The organism is Galbitalea soli, assembly GCF_010686725.1.
GTDB lineage: Bacteria > Actinomycetota > Actinomycetes > Actinomycetales > Microbacteriaceae > Galbitalea > Galbitalea soli.
This window is the reverse complement of the sequence record NZ_JAAGWZ010000003.1, coordinates 295,067-312,018: the sequence shown is the minus strand read 5'-3', so window position 1 is coordinate 312,018 and position 16,952 is coordinate 295,067. Positions and strand designations below refer to the sequence as shown.

Genomic DNA, 16,952 nt, shown 5'->3' with positions numbered 1-16,952 from the left:
GACGTCACTCCTTGCCGAGTCCGTGCGCGGAGACGGCGGTGCCGCCGCTCGCGGTCAGGATCGAGTTGAGCAGGCTGAGGTCGAAGAGCCCGGTGATGCTGCCCTGGGTGCCGGTGCCCGCGCTCACCGCGTGCGTGATGAGGGTCGGGAAGGCCTGGGCCTGCGGGTCGACGGAGAACTTCACGTTCGCGAGCGCGCGCTCGATGACGGGCGCGCTCAGCCCCTTGCCCGCGACGGCGACGAGCTGCTCGTTGATCGCGGCGGCGGCCTCGGTCGGGTGGGCGTTCAGCCAGTTCACCGAGTCGACCTCGCCCGCGACGAGGGCCTTCACCGTCTGCGGGTGCGCGTAGAGGAAGCTCTTGTTCACGACGAGCACGGTGGTGGGGAACGCGCCGTTCGGCCACAGGCTCGCCTCGTCGACGAGCACGTGCGCGTGGGCCTCGAGAACGAGCCGCGACACCCACGGCTCCGGCAGCCACGCGCCGTCGATCGTGCCCGCCTCGAAGAGCTTCAGGGTGTCGGCGTTCTCGGAGGGCGAGATGGTCACATCGCCGCCGCCCGTGATGCTCGTCTTGTAGCCCTGGGTCGCGAGCCAGGAGCGCAGGGCGACGTCCTGCGTGTTGCCCAGCTGGGGCGTCGCGAGGGTCGTGCCCTTCAGCTCGGCGGCGCTCGTGATCCCACTGCGCACGACGAGTGCGGCACCGCCGGTCGCCGCCCCGGCGACCACGACGACGGAGGCGCCCTTGCTCTTGATGTAGCTGTTGATCGCCGGGCTCGGCCCGATGAACGCGGCGTCGATCGCGCCCGCGCTGAGCGCCTCGATCGTCGCCGGTCCGGCGTTGAAGACCTGGGTGCTGATCTTCGTGCGGCCCAGCTCCTTGGCGAAGAGCCCCTTGTCGAGGCCGACGAGGGCGGGGGCATGCGTGACGTTGGCGAAGTAGCCGAGGTGGAGCTCGCTGGCCGCGACGGCCGCGGTGGGCTGGCCTCCGGCGGGGCCCGCGCATCCGGCGAGGACGGCCGCGGTGACGACGGCGAGGGAGAGGGCTGCGATGAGTGATCTGCGGCGCATGGTCATCCTTTCAGGGGGTCGGCGTCGGAGTGAGGGGTGAGGACGGTGCCCGCGGCGAGGGTGCCGCCGTCGGACGGGGAGATGACGAGGAACGCCCCCGCGCGACGGTTGACCGCGAAGGGCTCGAGCGGCAGCGCCGAGGCGAGGCGCAGCGACGCGGTGCCGATGTCGTTGACCTCGAGCCGCTCGGTCGGCTCCAGCGCGAGGGTGTCGAGGTTGCGGCGACCCGCGATCGAGGTGACGAGCGCCTGCACGGTGGCGGTACCCGACTTGACGAGCACCCGCGCACCCGGCAGGAGCGGCCGGGGATCGAGCCAGAACAGGGAGGCGGTGACCTCGCGGGAGGGCTCGGGCAGCGTGCCGCCGGCAGCGATCACCGCACCGCGGGCGAGGTCGAGGTCGTCGCGAAGCCGGAGGGCGACGGACTGCGGAGCGACCGCCTCCTCGAGGGTGGCCCCCGCGAAGTCGATCCCCGTGACGACCGTGCTGGCGCCGCCCGGAGAGACGGTCACGGTGTCGCCCACGCGGACGGTGCCAGAGGCGATCTGCCCGGCGTAGGCGCGGTAGTCGCGGTAGTCCTCGGCGTCCTCCTCCGGCACCACGACGGCACCCTGCGGCCGGATGACCAACTGCACGGGCAGCCGGAACTCCTCCACCTCGGCCTCCACCTCGTCGGTCGCGGGGAGGGCCTCGAGCAGCTCGATGAGGCTCGGCCCCGAGTACCAGGGGGTGCGCGGCGAGCGGTCGACGACGTTGTCGCCCTCGAGCGCGGAGACGGGGATGATGTGCACGTTCGCGAGTCCGAGCTCGGCGGTGAGATCATCCACCTGGGCGGCGACCCCCGCGAAGGCGCCCTCGTCGAAGCCGAGCAGGTCGATCTTGTTGACGGCGACGATCACGTGGGGCACCCGCAGTAGCTGCAGCACCGAGAGGTGGCGGCGGGTCTGCTCGAGCACGCCCTTGCGGCCGTCGATGAGCACGACGACGGCGTCGGCGGTGGTCGCCCCGGTCACCATGTTGCGCGTGTACTGCACGTGGCCGGGGCAGTCGGCGAGGATGAACGTGCGCCGGTCGGTCGCGAAGTAGCGGTAGGCCACGTCGATGGTGATGCCCTGCTCGCGCTCGGCCCGCAGTCCGTCGGTGAGCAGTGCGAAGTCGATCCCGCCACCGGCGCCGCCGAAACCGCGCTCCGTGGAGGTGCGGGTCACCGCGTCGAGGGTGTCGGCGAGGATCGCCTTCGAATCGTGGAGGAGTCGGCCGACGAGGGTGGACTTGCCGTCGTCGACACTGCCGGCGGTCGCGAAGCGGAACAGGGTCGCGCGGGCGCTGAGCGCCGGCTCGCGGGTGGGGGCGGTCGTCGTCATCAGAAGTACCCGTCCCTCTTGCGATCCTCCATGGCGGCCTCGGAGATCCGGTCGTCGGCGCGGGTGGCGCCGCGCTCGGTGAGCGTGCTCTGCGTGACCTCGCGCACGACGGCGGCCACGGAAGCGGCATCCGATTCGACCGCGCCCGTGCAGCTCATGTCGCCGACCGTGCGGTACCGCACCCGACGCGTCTCGACGGTCTCGTCCGGCGCGGGCAGCGAGACGGGGGTGACGGCCCGCCACATGCCGTCGCGGGCGAACACCTCGCGGTCGTGGGCGTAGTAGAGGGGCGGCAGCTCGATGCCCTCGCGCTCGATGTAGCGCCAGACATCGAGTTCGGTCCAGTTGCTGATCGGGAACACGCGCACGTGCTGCCCCACGGTGTGGCGCCCGTTGTAGAGGTTCCAGAGCTCGGGGCGCTGGTTGCGCGGATCCCACTGCCCGAACTCGTCGCGCAGCGAGAGGATTCGCTCCTTGGCCCGCGCCTTGTCCTCGTCGCGGCGCGCACCGCCGAACACCGCATCGTGGCGGCCCGCGGCGACCGCGTCGAGGAGCGGGAGCGTCTGCAGGGGATTGCGGGTGCCGTCCGCGCGTTCGAGGAGCCGCCCGTCGTCGATGTAGTCCTGCACGCTCGCGACGGCGAGGCGAACGCCGAGGCGCTCCGCGGTGGCGTCGCGGAACGCGAGCACCTCGGGGAAGTTGTGGCCGGTGTCGACGTGCAGGAGGGAGAACGGCACGCGGGCCGGCCAGAACGCCTTCGAGGCGAGGTGGAGCACGACGACCGAGTCCTTGCCGCCGCTGAACAGCAGCACGGGCCGCTCGAACTCGGCGACGACCTCGCGGATGATGTGGATCGCCTCGCTCTCGAGCACGTCGAGCTGCGAGAGACCGTGGCCGCGGGCGGGTGCGAGCGCGCCGGCGGGGGCGAGCGCGGGAGCCTCGGATGCGGCGCTCACAGGTGCAACCCGCACTCGGTCTTCGCGATCCCGGCCCAGCGGCCGGCGCGGGGGTCGTCGCCCTCGGCGACCGGCTGGGTGCAGGGTGCGCAGCCGATCGAGGGGTAGCCGTTCGACATGAGCAGGTTGACCGGCACGGCATGCGCCGCGACGTAGCCGAGCAGATCGTCGAAGCTCCACGCGGCGACCGGGTTGACCTTGACGAGCCCGTTCCGCTCGTCCCAGGCGATGAGCGGGGTGTTCGCGCGGGTCGGTGCCTCCTCGCGGCGCACCCCCGTGAACCACACCTCGTACCCCGTGAGAGCCTTCTGCAGCGGCGCCACCTTGCGTCGCGCGCAGCACAGACCGGGGTCGCGGGCGAAGAGCTCGGCGCCGAACTCGGCGTCCTGCTCGGCGACCGTCTGCTCGGGGAGCACGTCGACGACCCGCACCTCGAGCGCGCGCGCCACCTCGTCGCGGGTGACGAGGGTCTCGGTGAAGTGGTAGCCGGTCTCCAGGAACAGGACGTCCACGCCCGGCAGCTGCTGCGCGACGAGGTGCGGCAGCGCGGCGTCGGCCATGGAGCAGGCGACGGCGACGGCATCCACCCGGAAGTTCGCGGCGACCCAGGCGACGACCGCCTCCGGCGACGCCTCCCCGAGCTCTGCCGCGCCGGCCTCGGCGAGCGCCCTCAGTTCGTCGTGGCTGCGCAGGGCGGGCGCGGCACCGTTCGTGATGGTCACTGGATCGCCTCCTCGTCGGCCTGGTGCGCCCACTCGGCGAAGGACTGCCCCTCGCTGCGGTCGGCGAGGAAGCGGCGGGTGACTCGCTCCACGTAGTCGGGGAGGGTGGCCGCGCTCACCTTGAGCCCGCGCACGGTGCGGCCGAGGCCCGCCTCGTCGCGCGTCTCGGAGGCGAGTCCGCCGCCGAGGTGCACCTGGAAGCCGGGCTCCTGGCCGCCGTTGCCGTCGGGGAGGAGCTGGCCCTTGAGGCCGATGTCGGCGGTCTGGATGCGGGCGCAGGAGTTCGGGCATCCGTTGACATGGAGGCTGATGGGGGCGGGCAGCGTGACGTCGGCCAGGCGCGCCTCGAGCGAGGCGATCGCCGCGGTGGCCGTGTCTTTCGTGTCGACGATAGCGAGCTTGCAGAACTCGAGCCCCGTGCACGCGATGGTCGATCGGCGGAACGGGCTGGGCGTCGCGGAGAGCCCCAGCGGCTCGAGCCCGGCGACGAGGGAGTCGACCCGGTCGGCGGCGATGTCGAGGATGACCAGCTTCTGGTGCGGCGTCGTGCGCAGTCGCTGCGACCCGTGCGCCTCGATCAGCTCGGCGAGCGCGATGAGCCGGGTGCCGGAACTGCGCCCGACGACGGGTGCCGCCCCCACGTAGAAGCGGCCGTCGCGCTGCTCGTGCACGCCGACGTGGTCGCCCGGCGTGGTCGGCCGCGGAGCCCCGGGCCCGTCGGGCAGATCGAAGCCGAGGTACTCGTCCTCCAGTACCCTCCGGAACTTCTCGGTGCCCCACTCGGCGAGCAGGAACTTGAGCCGGGCCTTGTTGCGCAGGCGCCGGTAACCGTAGTCCCGGAAGATCGCGACCACCCCGCACCAGACGTCGGCGACCTGATCCTCGCGCACGAACACGCCGAGTCGCTCGCCCAGTCGCGGAGTGGTGGAGAGCGCACCGCCGACCCAGAGGTCGTAGCCGATGCCGAGCTCGGGGTGCTCCACCCCGACGAAGGCGACGTCGTTGATCTCGTGCACGACGTCGAGGCTGGGGTGGCCGGTGATCGCGGTCTTGAACTTGCGCGGGAGGTTCGCGTACTCCGGGTCGCCGATGTACCGCCGGGTGATCTCCTCGATCACCGGGGTCGGGTCGATGAGCTCGTCTTTCGCGATGCCCGCCACCGGGCTGCCGAGGATGACCCGCGGCACGTCCCCGCACGCCTCGGTGGTCTGCAGCCCGACCTCCTCGAGCCGGCGCCAGATCTCGGGCATGCTCTCGATCTCCACCCAGTGCAGCTGGATGTTCTGGCGGTCGGTGAGGTCGGCCGTGTCGCGGCCGAAGTCGCGCGAGATCTCGCCGATCACGCGAAGCTGCCGGGTGGTGAGCGCTCCCCCGTCGATGCGCACCCGCAGCATGAAGTAGCTGTCTTCGAGCTCGTGCGGCTCGAGGGTGGCGGTCTTGCCGCCGTCGATCCCCTGCCGGCGCTGGGTGTAGAGGCCCCACCAGCGGAACCGGCCGTGCAGGTCGGTCGGATCGATGCTGTCGAAGCCGCCCGCCGCGTAGATGTTCTCGATGCGCTCGCGCACCTCGAGCCCGCCGCCCTCGGCCTTCCAGGCCTCGTTGCCGTTGAGCGGTGTCTGGCCGTCGATCTTCCACTGGCCGTTCGACCGGGCCGCGCGGGGCGCGCCGGTCGCCGCCGGGGCGGCCGATTCCGTCGATGTCATGTCGTCCTCATCGCCTGCGAAGTGTGGATTGGGGCGCGTCTCCCGCACCACGCGAAACACAGACAGAACGGTAGAGCGGACGGCGGGTGCGTGCATCGCCGCCCGCAACATTCGTCAACGCAACGCAACAATTCGAGATATTCCGCTGCGCGGCGCGAATCAGGGTAGGGCGGTGCCCTCGTCGCGAAGCGCTCTGGCCACCGCCGCCGGATCAGGCGCGGATGATCTCCCGCAGCACATCGATGATCTGCGTCGCACGATCGTCGGCGATCGCCTCCATCTGATTCGTGAGGTAGGCGAAGCCGATTCCCGACTCGGGATCCGCGAAGGCGACCTGTCCACCGGCCCCGTCGTGCCCGAAGGAGCGAGGACCGAGGTAGCGCCGGGCCTCGCTGTCCAACTGGAACCCCATCCCCCAGCGGGGCCAGGGTGCCGGAACGTCCCACACGGGTGCGCCCTCGGATTGCACCGCGGTCGCCGCCGCGATCACCTCGTCGTCGATGATTCGCAGCCCCGCGGTCGTCGCGACCGTCGACGACCAGATGGTGGCGAGGGCACGGGCGGTCGCGATCCCGCCCGCCCCCGGGATCTCGGCCGCCCGAACCGCCGGGTCGTTGAACCCTCCGGTCTCCGAGACCAGCTCCGGCGGCAGCGCGCCGCCGAGCGTCATCGCCCGGTCGCTCCAGTCGATGCCGGTGGCCGGTCGCGCCGCCGCCTGCTGCGCGACCAGTTGCGCGAGGGTGGGACCGACGCTCATGTGCGCGACCCGTGATTCGAGACCCTCCGGCAGACCGATCCAGGCGTCGACGCCCAGCGGTCGGGCGATCAGTCGAGAGAAGGAGCGCCCGGGCGATTCGCCGGTGATCCGCCGGATGACCTCGCCGATCAGCCACCCGTGGGTGATGGCGTGGTACGCGTAGCCGGCGCCGGGCATCCACAGGGGCTCCTGGGCGGCGAGCGCCCCGACGACGCGCTCCCAGTCGAGGATGTCGGTGGGCGACAGTGCCTCGCGGGGAGCGGAGACCCCCGAGCGGTGCGAAAGGATGTCGCGGATGGTGACACCCTGCTTCCCCGCCGCCGCGAACTCGGGCCAGTAGGAGGCGACCGTCGCCGCGTAGTCGAGTCGCCCCTCCTGCACGAGCCTCGCCGCCAGGATCGACATAAGCCCCTTGGTGCAGGAGAAGATCACGCTCGCGGTCTCCGACGTCCACGGGGATTCCGTCCTCGGGTCCGCCGCGCCGCCCCAGAGCTCGACCACGGGGACGCCGTCGCGAACGATCGACAGCGCGGCGCCCATCCCGGGCCTGCCCTCGAATCCCCGCGCGAACGCCGCTTCGACCCGTTCGAAGGCGGGATCGGTGGTGCCGTGCACGCTGATGCTCACTGCACGCCCTTCGGGTCGGCCAGCGCGAGGAGCCCGCGCTGCGAATCCCAGAGCACGGGCATCGGATCACCCAGCTGTCCGCTGAAGCCGCCGTCGTCGGAGGTGTTGCTGAAGGCGAGAAGCACCCACTCACCGTCGCGGCGTCGGATGATCTTGCCGCTGTACAGCTCCTCCGAGGCGAGGAGCACCGCGTGCTCCGTCGCGAACGGCCCCGCAGCATCCCCCACCTCCGTCGCCCAGATGCCTCCCGTCGTGGAGCTCCGGTCGCCGGCGAGCGCCGGGCTGTCGCAGGAGAACACGAGCACGAGTGCCTCGCCGATCTGCACCAGCTGGGGAACTTCGAGGTGACTGAACCCGGCTCCGGTCGAACTGAGCGGGGGCAGAACCTCCCAGGTCTGGAGGTCGGTGGAGACCGCGTGACCGATGACGCCTCGATCGCGCTCGTCCCCGCTCGCGGCGCGCGCCGTCACCAGCATGTGCCAGCCGCGTCCGTCCGGATCGGCGTACACCCACGGATCCCGCCAGGCCTCCTCGGGCCAGGCCGAGTCGCCCAGTGTCTCGTACCATCGCGCGTCGGCGCGGATGATCGGCGCGGCCTGCTTCGTCCAGCTGTGGAGGTCGGCCGACGTCGCCGTGCCGATCGTCTCGATGTTGGCGTGACTGGCGGCGTCGAGGAAGCGAGATCCGGTGTAGAACATCCGCCAGGTGCCATCGGGAGCCTGCACGACGCTGCCCGTCCAGGTCGCGGTGCCGTCGAAGTCGCCGGGTGCGCCGGGGGTGAGAACCTCCCCCAGGTCGGTCCACTCGCTGAGGTCGGCCGAGGTGGCGTGCCCGATCGTCGCGTTGCGATGCCGCAGCTGCGGGTCGGCCAGCGCCTTCGGGGCACGCAGGTAGTACATGTGGAAGAGGTCGCCGTCGTCGGCGAGCCAGAAGTCCCAGACCCAGTGGTCGTCGAGGGCGAATGTCATGTGGTGAGGTCCTAGTCGTTGGGCAGCGCGATCCTGTGCTCTGCGGGGGCCGGGCGGGTGTGGGTTCTGTCGAGTCAGCCCTTCACGGCCCCCTGCAGGAGCGCCCGGATGAACTGCCGCTGGAACACGATGAACACCACGATCGTCGGCACGATGATGATCAGCGCTCCCGCGTTGAGGAGCGGGATGCTGCTGGAGTACTGCCCCTGAAAGAAGGTGAGCGCTCCGGCGACGGTGCGACTGAGCGGATCCGAGATCAGTACGACCGGGAGAAGGAACTGGTTCCAGGTCCACAGGAACAGCAGGATCGCGAGCGCCGAGAGCGCGGGCCGCGCAAGCGGGAGCTGGATCCGCCGGAACTCCTGCAGCGTGGTCGCGCCATCCACCCGAGCCGCCTCGGAGAGCTCGCGCGGCACGCCGATGAAGTGCGCGCGCATCCAGACCACACTGAACGGCATGTACAGACCGATGAGGGGCAGGATGACCGCCCACTGGGTATTGAGCACACCGATCGCCTGCACCTGGTAGTAGAGGGGAATGATGAGCGCCTCGAACGGGATCGTGAGTCCCAGAATCAGGAAGATGAAGACGAACCGGCCGCCGCGCATCCGCAGATTGCCCAGGGCGTAGCCGGCGAGGGTCGAGAAGAGCAGGCTGACGGGCACGACCACCACGACGATCAGGAGACTCGACCCCATCAACTGCCAGACATGTCCGGTATCGAACGCGGTGACGAAGTTGCTCCACTGGGGATGCGCGGGCCACGTGAGGCCGGTCGGGTTGTCGCCGGCGGGCTGGAGGGCGGCCGAGAGCATGTTGGCGAGCGGGATCAGCGTCAACACGAGCACGATCACCAGCACGATGCGGCCGATGACGACCTCGGACTTGTTCACGATCATCGGTCGCTCACCCTCGCCAGACGCTGAATCGGCAGCACGCACGCGAGCACCAGGATCATCAGGACGATGCCGAATGCGGAGGCGAGACCGACCTCGCTCTGCGTGAAGCCGATCCGATAGATCGAGATGCCGGGAACGAGAGTGGCCCGGCCCGGCCCGCCCAGCGTCGTGGTGTAGATGATGTCGAAGCTGCTCAGCGCAGCGATGATCGTGATCGTGACGAGGACGGCGATCTCCTGGCGAAGACCCGGAATCGTGACGGTCACGAACTCCCGCGCCCAGTTCGCCCCGTCGAGTCGCACGGCCTCATAGAGCGAGGGGTCGATCTTGCCGATGCCGGTGAGGAACAGCACCGTGCACAGCCCGGTCAGCACCCAGGATCCGATCAGGCCCACGGCGGGGAGCGCGGTCTGGAAATCGCCCAGCCACGGCCGCGCGAGCGATCCGAGCCCCACCGCGCTGAGCAGCTGGTTGACGGCACCGGTCTGGGCGTACATCCACGACCAGCCGATGCCCGCCGCGGCGAGCGGGATGATCTGGGGAAGGAACAGGATCGTCTGCGACGCGCTCGAGAAGAACCCGGGACGCATCGAGCGGATCAGCGTCGCGAGCACGAGCCCCGCCGCGACGGGGACGATCGTGAAGAACGCGATCAGCACGAAGGCGTTGCGAATGGATCCGAGGAGGTCGGGATCGGTGAAGACCCGTACATAGTTGTTGATACCCACCCACTCCGAGGGGCCGACGCCGTTCCAGCGGTAGAACGAGTACTGGAGCCCTGTCAGCAGGGGGTAGATCACGAACGCGCAGTACGCGATCAGGGCGGGTGCGGCGAAGAGCCATCCCACCAGGGTTCCCCGCCGGGCCGCGGAATGAGCCGCGGCCCGGCGGGGTGCAATCGACGTCGTCATGCTTCTGGTCCCTCGTTTCGCCTGGCGCCGAACGATGGCCGATGCGGTGCCGTGTGTCGATTGCGGTCTGTCATGATCAGCCGGCGAGTTCCTGAGCGTAGAAGTCCTGGACCTTGGTCACGAACTCCTGCCCGCTGATCTTGCCCGTCACGAGCAACTGGGATTCGGGGATGATCGCACCCGCGTAGATGCCGGCGGTCGCGTTGGACATGAAGTCGACCTGACCGTTCTCGCTGCCGATCTGAGCCGACATCTTGAGGGCCTGCTCGGTGAGTGAGCCCGGGGCCGCCGTCGGCTGCGCCTCGGTCGGGTCGCCGCCGGGCGCTGCGCCCGTGACGTCGAGCACGATCTGGCGCGCCTTCGCGTTGGTGTGGATCCAGTTGAGGAAGTACACGATCTCATTGATGTGTGCGGACTTGGCCGCCACCGAGAACGAGTTCGCCGCTCCCATCGCGACGTGCGGGGCACCGGCGGTAGCCGGCGGCACGAGGAAGAAGGTCACGCCGTTGCCCATCTTGGCCTGCGTGTCTGCCGCCGCCCAGTTGCCATTGAAGGTGAACAGCCCCTCTCCCGCCTGGAATCGACTGACGAACGTCGGATAATCGATCGCGTTGATGTCGGACGGGAAGTAGCCGGCATCGGCCCACTTGCGGATGAGGTCGGCACCCTTCACGTTGCCGGGCGTGTTGTAGCTCGCGCCCTTCACGTTCATGATCCAGTTCATCATCTGCGTCTTGTCGGCGTACTGGTTCATCGCCGCCTGGACGACGAAGTTGACGACGCCGTCCTTGTCTCCCTCCATGAGCGGCAGGATGCCCTTGGCCTTCGCCGCGGCCATGTCGGACTCCAGTTCGGCCAGCGTCGCGGGAGGGGCGGTGATGCCGACCTTCGCCGCGAGCTTCGTGTTCATGTAGATGCCGGTCACGCTGTATCCCAGGCCCAGCTGGTAGAGCGACCCCGAGCCGCGCACGTTGTCCTTGTTGACCCGGAGGGGCGCGAGCTGGGATGCCGACCACTTGTCCCAGCCGTAGGCCGCGAAGTAGGGGTCGAGGTTCGCGAGGAGTCCGTCCTTCACCGTGTCGCCGATCATGGGGAGGCGGATGAGGTCTGGCGGCGTCGAGCTGGCGAGCAGCTTCGGCGCGTTCGCGGTGAGGTTCTGGAAGGTGTCCCGCGTGACCGTGAAGGTGATGTTGGGGTGCTGAGCGGTGAACTCCGCGGTGAGCTTGTCGGTCAGCGGGAAGCCGGTCTCGTCGGCGATGGTGAGGTGCACCTTCTTGGAGGTGAGCGTCGTCGTCACCGCGGTGGACTTCGTGGTGGTCGGTGCGGAACTGCCCGGCGCGCATCCCGCGAGAGCCAGGACGCTCGCCGTCGCGACCGCAACGACCGCTGCGATTCGGCGCCGGGTTGCTGCGCGGGTGTGGAATATTGCCATCTGCATGACTCCTTTGTCTTGTGGGGTGGTGCTCGTTGGGCGGCGGATCACACGGATTCGCGCGCGTCGACGGGGAAATTGCTGCGGTGGAAATTTGCTAAATGCATTTAGCAAGGTCAATATTGAGGAGCGGTGTTGGGTTTGTCAAGACGGGATCGGTGAATGTCTGACAGGCTCGACGCGATGATGGCGGAGGAGGGCTGATCTCGATGGCGAGCAAGCGGGTGACGCTGGCGGATGTCGCCCGTCTCGCGGGGCTGTCGCCGACCGCCGCGTCGATGATCCTCAACGGCCGGCCCGATACACGCCTGTCTCAGGATGCCCACGATCGCGTCAACGCCGCGGCAGCGACGCTCGGCTATCGCCCGAACGTTGCCGCACGCGGCCTCCGCACCGATAAGACCCGCACGATCGGCTTCATCTCCGACGTGGTGGCGACGACCCGATTCGCGAGCGGCCTCATCAAGGGCGCCCTCGACGCGGCCGAGGCCGCGGGACACGTGATGCTCGTCATGGAGACCGGCGGCGAGCCGGCGCGGGAGACCGAGGCCATCGGGGCGGTGCTCGACCGGCAGGTCGACGGAATCGTGTTCGCCACCATGCGCGCGCGTGAGCTGTATGTGCCCGACCTCCCGCTGGGAACCAACGCCGTCATGCTCAACGCGACCAATCCGAACCATTCCACCGCGGTTCTTCCCGACGAGCTTCGCGGTGGTCGCGACGCTGTCGAGCTGCTCGTGCGGGCGGGACACCGCGACGGCATCGCCCTCATCGGCCAGAACGACGAGGTCGAACGGGACGTCTTCCGCTCCGCGACCGTTGCTCGACGGATCGCCGGAATCCGGAGCGCCATGGCCGACCACGATCTCGCCTTCATCGCCGAGCAGTCGATCTGGCTGTGGGAACCGGAAGACGGATACCTCGCGACGAAGACGCTGCTCGACACCCGCGACGATGTTCGAGCGCTGCTCTGCATGAACGACCGCGTCGCCTTCGGCGCCTACCAGGCGATTGCGGAGCGGGGACTCCGCGTCCCCGACGACATCTCCATCGTCTCCTTCGACAACGACGAACTCGCCGCCTACCTCCGACCCGGCCTCACCACGATCGCGCTCCCCCACGAGGCGATGGGGAGGCGAGCGGTCGAACTCCTGCTGCACCCCACGGAGAGCGGCGAGATCCTGGTGCCGATGCCGATCGTCGAACGGCACTCCATCTCCGCGCCGAGTGCCTAGTCGGCACTCGGCGCCGACACGGTCGCCTCGCCGCCGCGCAGGCGCACCACCATCCCCTGCAGAAGCGCGAACGCCGCCGCCCGTTCCGCCTCGGTCATCTCGCCCAGCATGCGCAGCTCGACGGCGCGCACTGCGCCGCTCGCCCGGTCGAGGGTTCGGCGGCCGCGCGCGGTCAGGCGGGTCGGTAGTGCCTTGCCCACGGGCGCAGCGGCCGGCCTGGTCACGAGGCCGTCGCGCTCGAGGGCCTGGAGCAGCACGTTCATCGACTGCCGCGTGATGAACGCACCGCGCGCGAGTTCCGAGTTGGAGAGGCCCGGACGCTGGGAGAGCAGCTCGAGGCACGAGTACTGGGTGACGGTCATCCCGAGCGGTCGCAACGCGGCCTCCATCGCCGCCCGCAGTGAACTCGACGCCTCCTTCAGCAGGTAGCCGAGCGACGTCTCCAGATCGACCCCGGCAGCGCCCGCTCCCTCGCCTTGACTCATGTCAGTATTCTGACATAGATTGGTGGTGTCAGAAAACTGACACGACAGAAACGAGTACCTCATGCCCGTCACCGGCCCCGACTTCATCTCCCTTCAGGTGCAGGATCTGGATGCCTCGCAGGCGTTCTACGAACGCTACCTCGGCCTCGTCCGCTCCCCCGCCGGCTCGCCCCACGCCGTCGTGTTCCAGACGGCACCCATCGCGTTCGCGCTGCGCGACCCCGCGCCCGGCACCGACCTCGCGAGCGCCAGCCACCCCGGCGTCGGCACCGCGGTCTGGATGCACGCCACCGACGTTCAGGGCATCCACGACGCCCTCGCCGCCGACGGTCATCGCATCGTCAGCGCACCCATCGACGGCCCGTTCGGCCGCACCTTCACCTTCGCCGACCCGGACGGGTATCACGTCACGCTGCACGATCGGGCGTGAATGAGCGTGTGGATGGGGGCAAGCCCGGCGCCACCGCGGCGGCAGCCCTATAGTAAGTGAATGAACACTTACAAACCGATCGTGGCGCTCGTCGGAGCGACCGGCCAGACCGCTCGATTGATCCTGGAACACGGCCGGGCGGACTTCGACTTCCGCCTGATCGCCCGGAATCCGGAGAAGCTCAGGGCCTTGGCGACCGCCACCGGTGCGACGTCCGGTTGGATCAGCGTCAGCGCGCTCGACACGGGGACTGTCGCTCGTGCGGTCCAGGGCAGCGCGATCGTGATCAATGCGGCGGGAGGCTTCTCGACGTCTGCCGTATCAGTGGCGCGAGCGGCGATGAGGGTCGGTGCGTCGTACATCGATATTTCCAACGAGTTCTCGGCCGTCAGCGCCGTGCTCGAGCTGGCCGGCGAGGCGGAGGCCGCTCACGTGGCGCTCGTGCCGGCATCGGGCTATGGAACGGTCGCCAGTGAGGGGTTGGTCGCCTGGCTGGCACAGGGCGAGCAGATCCGCACTGCAGAGGTGGCCTTGATGCCAGACAACGAAGGAACGACGGTGGGCACCCGCGAAACGGTGTTCGACTCGATCGCGTCGGGCGGCGCGCGCGTGGTGGGCGGCCAATTTCAGAGGCACGCTCTGGGTCGCGGTTCGCGTCGGCTGAGGATTCCCGATACCGGTTCCACGACTCTTCTCCCCGTCCCGCTCGGCGACCTGGCATCGATTCCCGCCGGCTACGGCGCAGAGGAGGTCACCGCATCCTTCGGCGTGGATGCGCCCCCGTTCGCGGTGCGGGCATTCCTCCCCGCCCTCTCACTGGCCCTCCGCTCGTCGCTCGTGCGGTCGTTGCTCTCGTCGAGGCGGCCGCCAGCCAGCGCGCAGGACGCACTCGAGGCCCGGAGCTACCTCTCCCGGGCGTGGGCGAGGGTCGGCCTGCGCGGTGGCGAGACCCGGGAGGGGTGGATGACCGCCGGCGAAGGCTACCGGTTCACCGCCGATGCCGTGCTCGAGGTCGCGCGACACATCGCCGGGGGACGCGCGCTTCCCGGCTCGATGACGGCCATCCGACGATTCGGGCCCCAATTCCTCCACTCGCTCCCGGGAGTCAAGCTCTCGATCACCACGGGAAGCCCCGCTCGTGCCCAGGGCTAGCAGACGCCAAGAAATACTGGAGGCGGCGACGAGGAATGTCGCTGCCAACGGGTACAGCGGCGCACGCACTCGTGGGATCGCGGAATCCGCCGGCATGTCAGAAGCGGCCATCTACCGCCACTTCGGCTCCCTCGAAGATCTCGGTCAGGAGGTGTACCGGGTGGCTTTCTCGAAGTACGCCGAGCGCATTCAGGAGGCGACCGACGCCGGCGAAGCCCCCTCCGAGAAGATCCGCAACGCGATCCGGGCAACGCTCACGCTCTACCGAGAAGACCGCCCTGCCTTCATCGCCACCTTGATCAGGCTGCCCAACTTCACTCCCGCACTGCCGGAAGGACTCATCTACCCGATCAACCGCATCGAATCCATAATTCGTGACGGACAGGACGCGGGTGTCATCCGACCCGGCGAACCACTCCTGCTCGCCGCAATGTTCTTCGGGGCACTGCTTCGCCCCATGCTGCTCGCCGAAGGGTCAGCGGCCGGCCCCTTCGCGATGCTGGACGACACCCAGTACGACCAGACCATCGAGGACGTCGCTCTCGCGACGCTCTTCCCCGCTCAGGACTGAGCGGGCGCGCCGCCGTGATGGACGACAGCGCTGACAGTGGATTCGCTCCGAGAATATGTGCCCGGCGGCCAGCGTTTGTGCGTGCACCAGAGTCTGCAGGACGTCAGCACGGAGGTAGGTGCGGTCTATCCGATCGCACCCACCTCGCGACCAGACCCTGGCAATTCCTCAAACTCTCGGGGAATATCGCTGGCATCTTCGGTTCCGGTGAACCCGTCTTCGCTCGGTGGGTGTCTCCTCACCTGTTGTGACCCTGTTCGCACGCCGGCATCCAGAAGGGCGCGGGGGTCCGCTAGCTCCCGCGTTGGGCTGACTCCAACTTCCTGATCTGAATCTGCGCTTCCTCGATCCATTCGCGGGCGAGGGCGGCATAGCGACGCCGTGCCTTCTGATTGAGATCCGCGAGTTTCGGCAGAAGCTCGAACATCTGTCGAATGTATCCCTCGACCTCACCTTTTTCTGCACCAGTTGCAGCAAGGATGACGTCAACGACTTTCCGCGGATCACCGCCTGAATCGATGAGGGCGACCAATTCCCGGGCATCCTTCTTTCCCTTTTCCGTCGCGTGCCGATCGAGGAGTGCTGCGATCTTCGTTGCGATGTGCGCGTCAAGGGTGAGCATGAGCCAGCCCTGCACTGTGAAGTCGGGATCAATGTAGTTGGTCAGGATCCCGACATTCAGGAGCAGCTTCGACCCGAGCTTGGACTCATACGGGAAGTAAGCATCCACGTGGACGCCGTCCGCAGTTCCACGTGCCTTCTTCCCGCCGCTATGCAGCTCGTTCTCGCTGTACTCGGCGAGGCGCGTGGGCAGTTTCTGTCGCAGGCTCTGATCGGTGATGATGAGGTCGACGTCGTGGCTGATCTCGCCGCCGACTCGAGCATTCGTCGCCCATCCCCCAATGAGGATGGACGGGTCGAGGTCGTACCCGAGCGAGTCGACAAGAGCACGGAGCACACCCTCGTCGTCGCTTCCCAGAACAGTCAACTGCGGTCACCTTCCTGGTCCCATTCGCGCGATCGCACGAACTTCTCGCGGAGCGCATGGCGAAACTCTGATGCCTGCCAGCCGGGTGTCGCGAACAGGTCGGCGTAGGTCTGCGCCAGAGTCGAGTACCCGTCCCATAGCCTCATCGCACGCGTGTCCATAGCGAGCACACGGACGTTGCCGTCTGGCGCGGGCGTGAGTCGCGCGAGCTCCGCTCGCACCTCGCCGGCGCCCGGGAGGTACACGATGTGCTCGCGAAAGCTCGACACAGCGTGCCCTCCCAGTAGAGCGTTGGCGGCGTCCGCACCACCCAACGCGTACGGTCCACGTTCGGAATGGAGGAACGGCTCGATCTCTTCACTCGTGGTTCTGATCATCGTGTCCCTGTCGAGGTTGCGCCAGGCGCACAACATAGTGAGAAGCTTCTCGATACTGACCACCGAGAACCCCCCGGGCCGGTAGCGGTCCACGGTGCCGTTGCTTTCAAGCCGTTCCAGCGCGAGGTAGGCCGTACTGGAGGGAACGCCCGCGTCGTATGCGAGGTCGCCCACGTTGCTCCAGGTCCGTTCACCCCTCAAGGCGTGATCGGCGAGGCTGCGCCAAACGAGCTCGTTGCCCTTCATGAGTGCCCTCCGCTGATCATTACAGGAATTCCTGAATTCGATATTACAGGAAAACCTAAT

Annotated in this window: 17 protein-coding genes; 4 read left to right on the top strand and 13 right to left on the bottom strand. The window is 68.6% G+C overall.

What is annotated here, in order from left to right:
* Positions 1-4 precede the first annotated feature (4 nt).
* From G3T37_RS11770 to G3T37_RS11725, 10 genes are all read right to left on the bottom strand, one after another.
* The gene (locus G3T37_RS11770) at positions 5-1,069 is read right to left on the bottom strand and encodes an ABC transporter substrate-binding protein (RefSeq protein ID WP_241732385.1); all 1,065 of its coding nucleotides are present in this window, start codon (positions 1,067-1,069) and stop codon (positions 5-7) included.
* Between the two features lie 2 nt (positions 1,070-1,071).
* The gene (locus G3T37_RS11765) at positions 1,072-2,433 is read right to left on the bottom strand and encodes a sulfate adenylyltransferase subunit 1 (RefSeq protein WP_163474084.1); all 1,362 of its coding nucleotides are present in this window, start codon (positions 2,431-2,433) and stop codon (positions 1,072-1,074) included.
* A complete protein-coding gene (gene cysD / locus G3T37_RS11760; RefSeq protein ID WP_422110986.1) occupies positions 2,433-3,305 on the bottom strand; it encodes a sulfate adenylyltransferase subunit CysD in 873 nt (290 codons plus the stop codon). The genes G3T37_RS11765 and cysD overlap by 1 nt, the downstream gene beginning before the upstream one ends.
* A gap of 80 nt (positions 3,306-3,385) precedes the next feature.
* Entirely contained in the window at positions 3,386-4,111 is a 726-nt protein-coding gene (locus G3T37_RS11755; RefSeq protein ID WP_174247772.1) for a phosphoadenylyl-sulfate reductase, read from the bottom strand.
* Positions 4,108-5,814, bottom strand: a complete 1,707-nt coding sequence (locus tag G3T37_RS11750; protein ID WP_163474081.1) for a nitrite/sulfite reductase — start codon at positions 5,812-5,814, stop codon at positions 4,108-4,110. The genes G3T37_RS11755 and G3T37_RS11750 overlap by 4 nt, the downstream gene beginning before the upstream one ends.
* Before the next feature lie 211 nt (positions 5,815-6,025).
* The gene (locus G3T37_RS11745) at positions 6,026-7,198 is read right to left on the bottom strand and encodes a serine hydrolase domain-containing protein (RefSeq protein ID WP_338401247.1); all 1,173 of its coding nucleotides are present in this window, start codon (positions 7,196-7,198) and stop codon (positions 6,026-6,028) included.
* A complete protein-coding gene (locus tag G3T37_RS11740; protein WP_163474080.1) occupies positions 7,195-8,166 on the bottom strand; it encodes a glycoside hydrolase family 68 protein in 972 nt (323 codons plus the stop codon). Before G3T37_RS11740 ends, G3T37_RS11745 begins: the two co-directional genes overlap by 4 nt.
* 74 nt (positions 8,167-8,240) lie before the next feature.
* Complete coding sequence (locus tag G3T37_RS11735) at positions 8,241-9,065, bottom strand: carbohydrate ABC transporter permease (RefSeq protein ID WP_163474079.1); 825 nt, start codon at positions 9,063-9,065, stop codon at positions 8,241-8,243.
* Positions 9,062-9,976 carry a carbohydrate ABC transporter permease gene (locus G3T37_RS11730; RefSeq protein ID WP_163474078.1) on the bottom strand — a complete coding sequence of 305 codons (915 nt, stop codon included), beginning with the start codon at positions 9,974-9,976 and terminating at the stop codon, positions 9,062-9,064. The genes G3T37_RS11735 and G3T37_RS11730 overlap by 4 nt, the downstream gene beginning before the upstream one ends.
* Before the next feature lie 76 nt (positions 9,977-10,052).
* The gene (locus tag G3T37_RS11725) at positions 10,053-11,408 is read right to left on the bottom strand and encodes an ABC transporter substrate-binding protein (protein ID WP_163474077.1); all 1,356 of its coding nucleotides are present in this window, start codon (positions 11,406-11,408) and stop codon (positions 10,053-10,055) included.
* A 209-nt stretch (positions 11,409-11,617) separates the two neighbouring features.
* On the opposite strand from G3T37_RS11725, the gene G3T37_RS11720 reads away from it, so the two are divergent.
* Positions 11,618-12,643 carry a LacI family DNA-binding transcriptional regulator gene (locus G3T37_RS11720; RefSeq protein WP_163474076.1) on the top strand — a complete coding sequence of 342 codons (1,026 nt, stop codon included), beginning with the start codon at positions 11,618-11,620 and terminating at the stop codon, positions 12,641-12,643.
* Here the strand turns inward: G3T37_RS11720 and G3T37_RS11715 are convergent.
* Complete coding sequence (locus G3T37_RS11715; protein ID WP_163474075.1) at positions 12,640-13,128, bottom strand: MarR family winged helix-turn-helix transcriptional regulator; 489 nt, start codon at positions 13,126-13,128, stop codon at positions 12,640-12,642. The genes G3T37_RS11720 and G3T37_RS11715 overlap by 4 nt on opposite strands.
* 61 nt (positions 13,129-13,189) lie before the next feature.
* Between G3T37_RS11715 and G3T37_RS11710 the strand changes: the two genes are divergently transcribed.
* From G3T37_RS11710 to G3T37_RS11700, 3 genes are read left to right on the top strand one after another with little or no spacing between them, the layout of a single operon-like run.
* A complete protein-coding gene (locus G3T37_RS11710; protein ID WP_163474074.1) occupies positions 13,190-13,558 on the top strand; it encodes a VOC family protein in 369 nt (122 codons plus the stop codon).
* 60 nt (positions 13,559-13,618) lie between these two features.
* Positions 13,619-14,710: a saccharopine dehydrogenase NADP-binding domain-containing protein gene (locus tag G3T37_RS11705; protein WP_163474073.1), complete on the top strand. Its 1,092-nt coding sequence runs from the start codon at positions 13,619-13,621 to the stop codon at positions 14,708-14,710.
* The gene (locus G3T37_RS11700; RefSeq protein WP_163474072.1) at positions 14,697-15,281 is read left to right on the top strand and encodes a TetR family transcriptional regulator; all 585 of its coding nucleotides are present in this window, start codon (positions 14,697-14,699) and stop codon (positions 15,279-15,281) included. The genes G3T37_RS11705 and G3T37_RS11700 overlap by 14 nt, the downstream gene beginning before the upstream one ends.
* A gap of 292 nt (positions 15,282-15,573) precedes the next feature.
* Here the strand turns inward: G3T37_RS11700 and G3T37_RS11695 are convergent, their stop codons facing one another.
* Both G3T37_RS11695 and G3T37_RS11690 read right to left on the bottom strand, forming a co-directional pair.
* On the bottom strand, positions 15,574-16,269 hold the full coding sequence (locus tag G3T37_RS11695) for a nucleotidyl transferase AbiEii/AbiGii toxin family protein (protein WP_163474071.1): 696 nt from the start codon (positions 16,267-16,269) through the stop codon (positions 15,574-15,576).
* A complete protein-coding gene (locus G3T37_RS11690; RefSeq protein ID WP_163474070.1) occupies positions 16,266-16,892 on the bottom strand; it encodes a helix-turn-helix domain-containing protein in 627 nt (208 codons plus the stop codon). Before G3T37_RS11690 ends, G3T37_RS11695 begins: the two co-directional genes overlap by 4 nt.
* Positions 16,893-16,952: the final 60 nt, after the last annotated feature.

Coding starts and splice junctions, on each gene's coding strand:
- G3T37_RS11690 (WP_163474070.1), bottom strand. CDS start 16,892: ATGAAGGGCAACGAGCTCGTTTGGCGCAGCCTCGCCGATCACGCCTTG.
- G3T37_RS11710 (WP_163474074.1), top strand. CDS start 13,190: ATGCCCGTCACCGGCCCCGACTTCATCTCCCTTCAGGTGCAGGATCTG.
- G3T37_RS11705 (WP_163474073.1), top strand. CDS start 13,619: ATGAACACTTACAAACCGATCGTGGCGCTCGTCGGAGCGACCGGCCAG.
- G3T37_RS11735 (WP_163474079.1), bottom strand. CDS start 9,065: ATGATCGTGAACAAGTCCGAGGTCGTCATCGGCCGCATCGTGCTGGTG.
- G3T37_RS11740 (WP_163474080.1), bottom strand. CDS start 8,166: ATGACATTCGCCCTCGACGACCACTGGGTCTGGGACTTCTGGCTCGCC.
- G3T37_RS11720 (WP_163474076.1), top strand. CDS start 11,618: ATGGCGAGCAAGCGGGTGACGCTGGCGGATGTCGCCCGTCTCGCGGGG.
- G3T37_RS11730 (WP_163474078.1), bottom strand. CDS start 9,976: ATGACGACGTCGATTGCACCCCGCCGGGCCGCGGCTCATTCCGCGGCC.
- G3T37_RS11765 (WP_163474084.1), bottom strand. CDS start 2,433: ATGACGACGACCGCCCCCACCCGCGAGCCGGCGCTCAGCGCCCGCGCG.
- G3T37_RS11750 (WP_163474081.1), bottom strand. CDS start 5,814: ATGACATCGACGGAATCGGCCGCCCCGGCGGCGACCGGCGCGCCCCGC.
- G3T37_RS11770 (WP_241732385.1), bottom strand. CDS start 1,069: ATGCGCCGCAGATCACTCATCGCAGCCCTCTCCCTCGCCGTCGTCACC.
- G3T37_RS11715 (WP_163474075.1), bottom strand. CDS start 13,128: ATGAGTCAAGGCGAGGGAGCGGGCGCTGCCGGGGTCGATCTGGAGACG.
- G3T37_RS11725 (WP_163474077.1), bottom strand. CDS start 11,408: ATGGCAATATTCCACACCCGCGCAGCAACCCGGCGCCGAATCGCAGCG.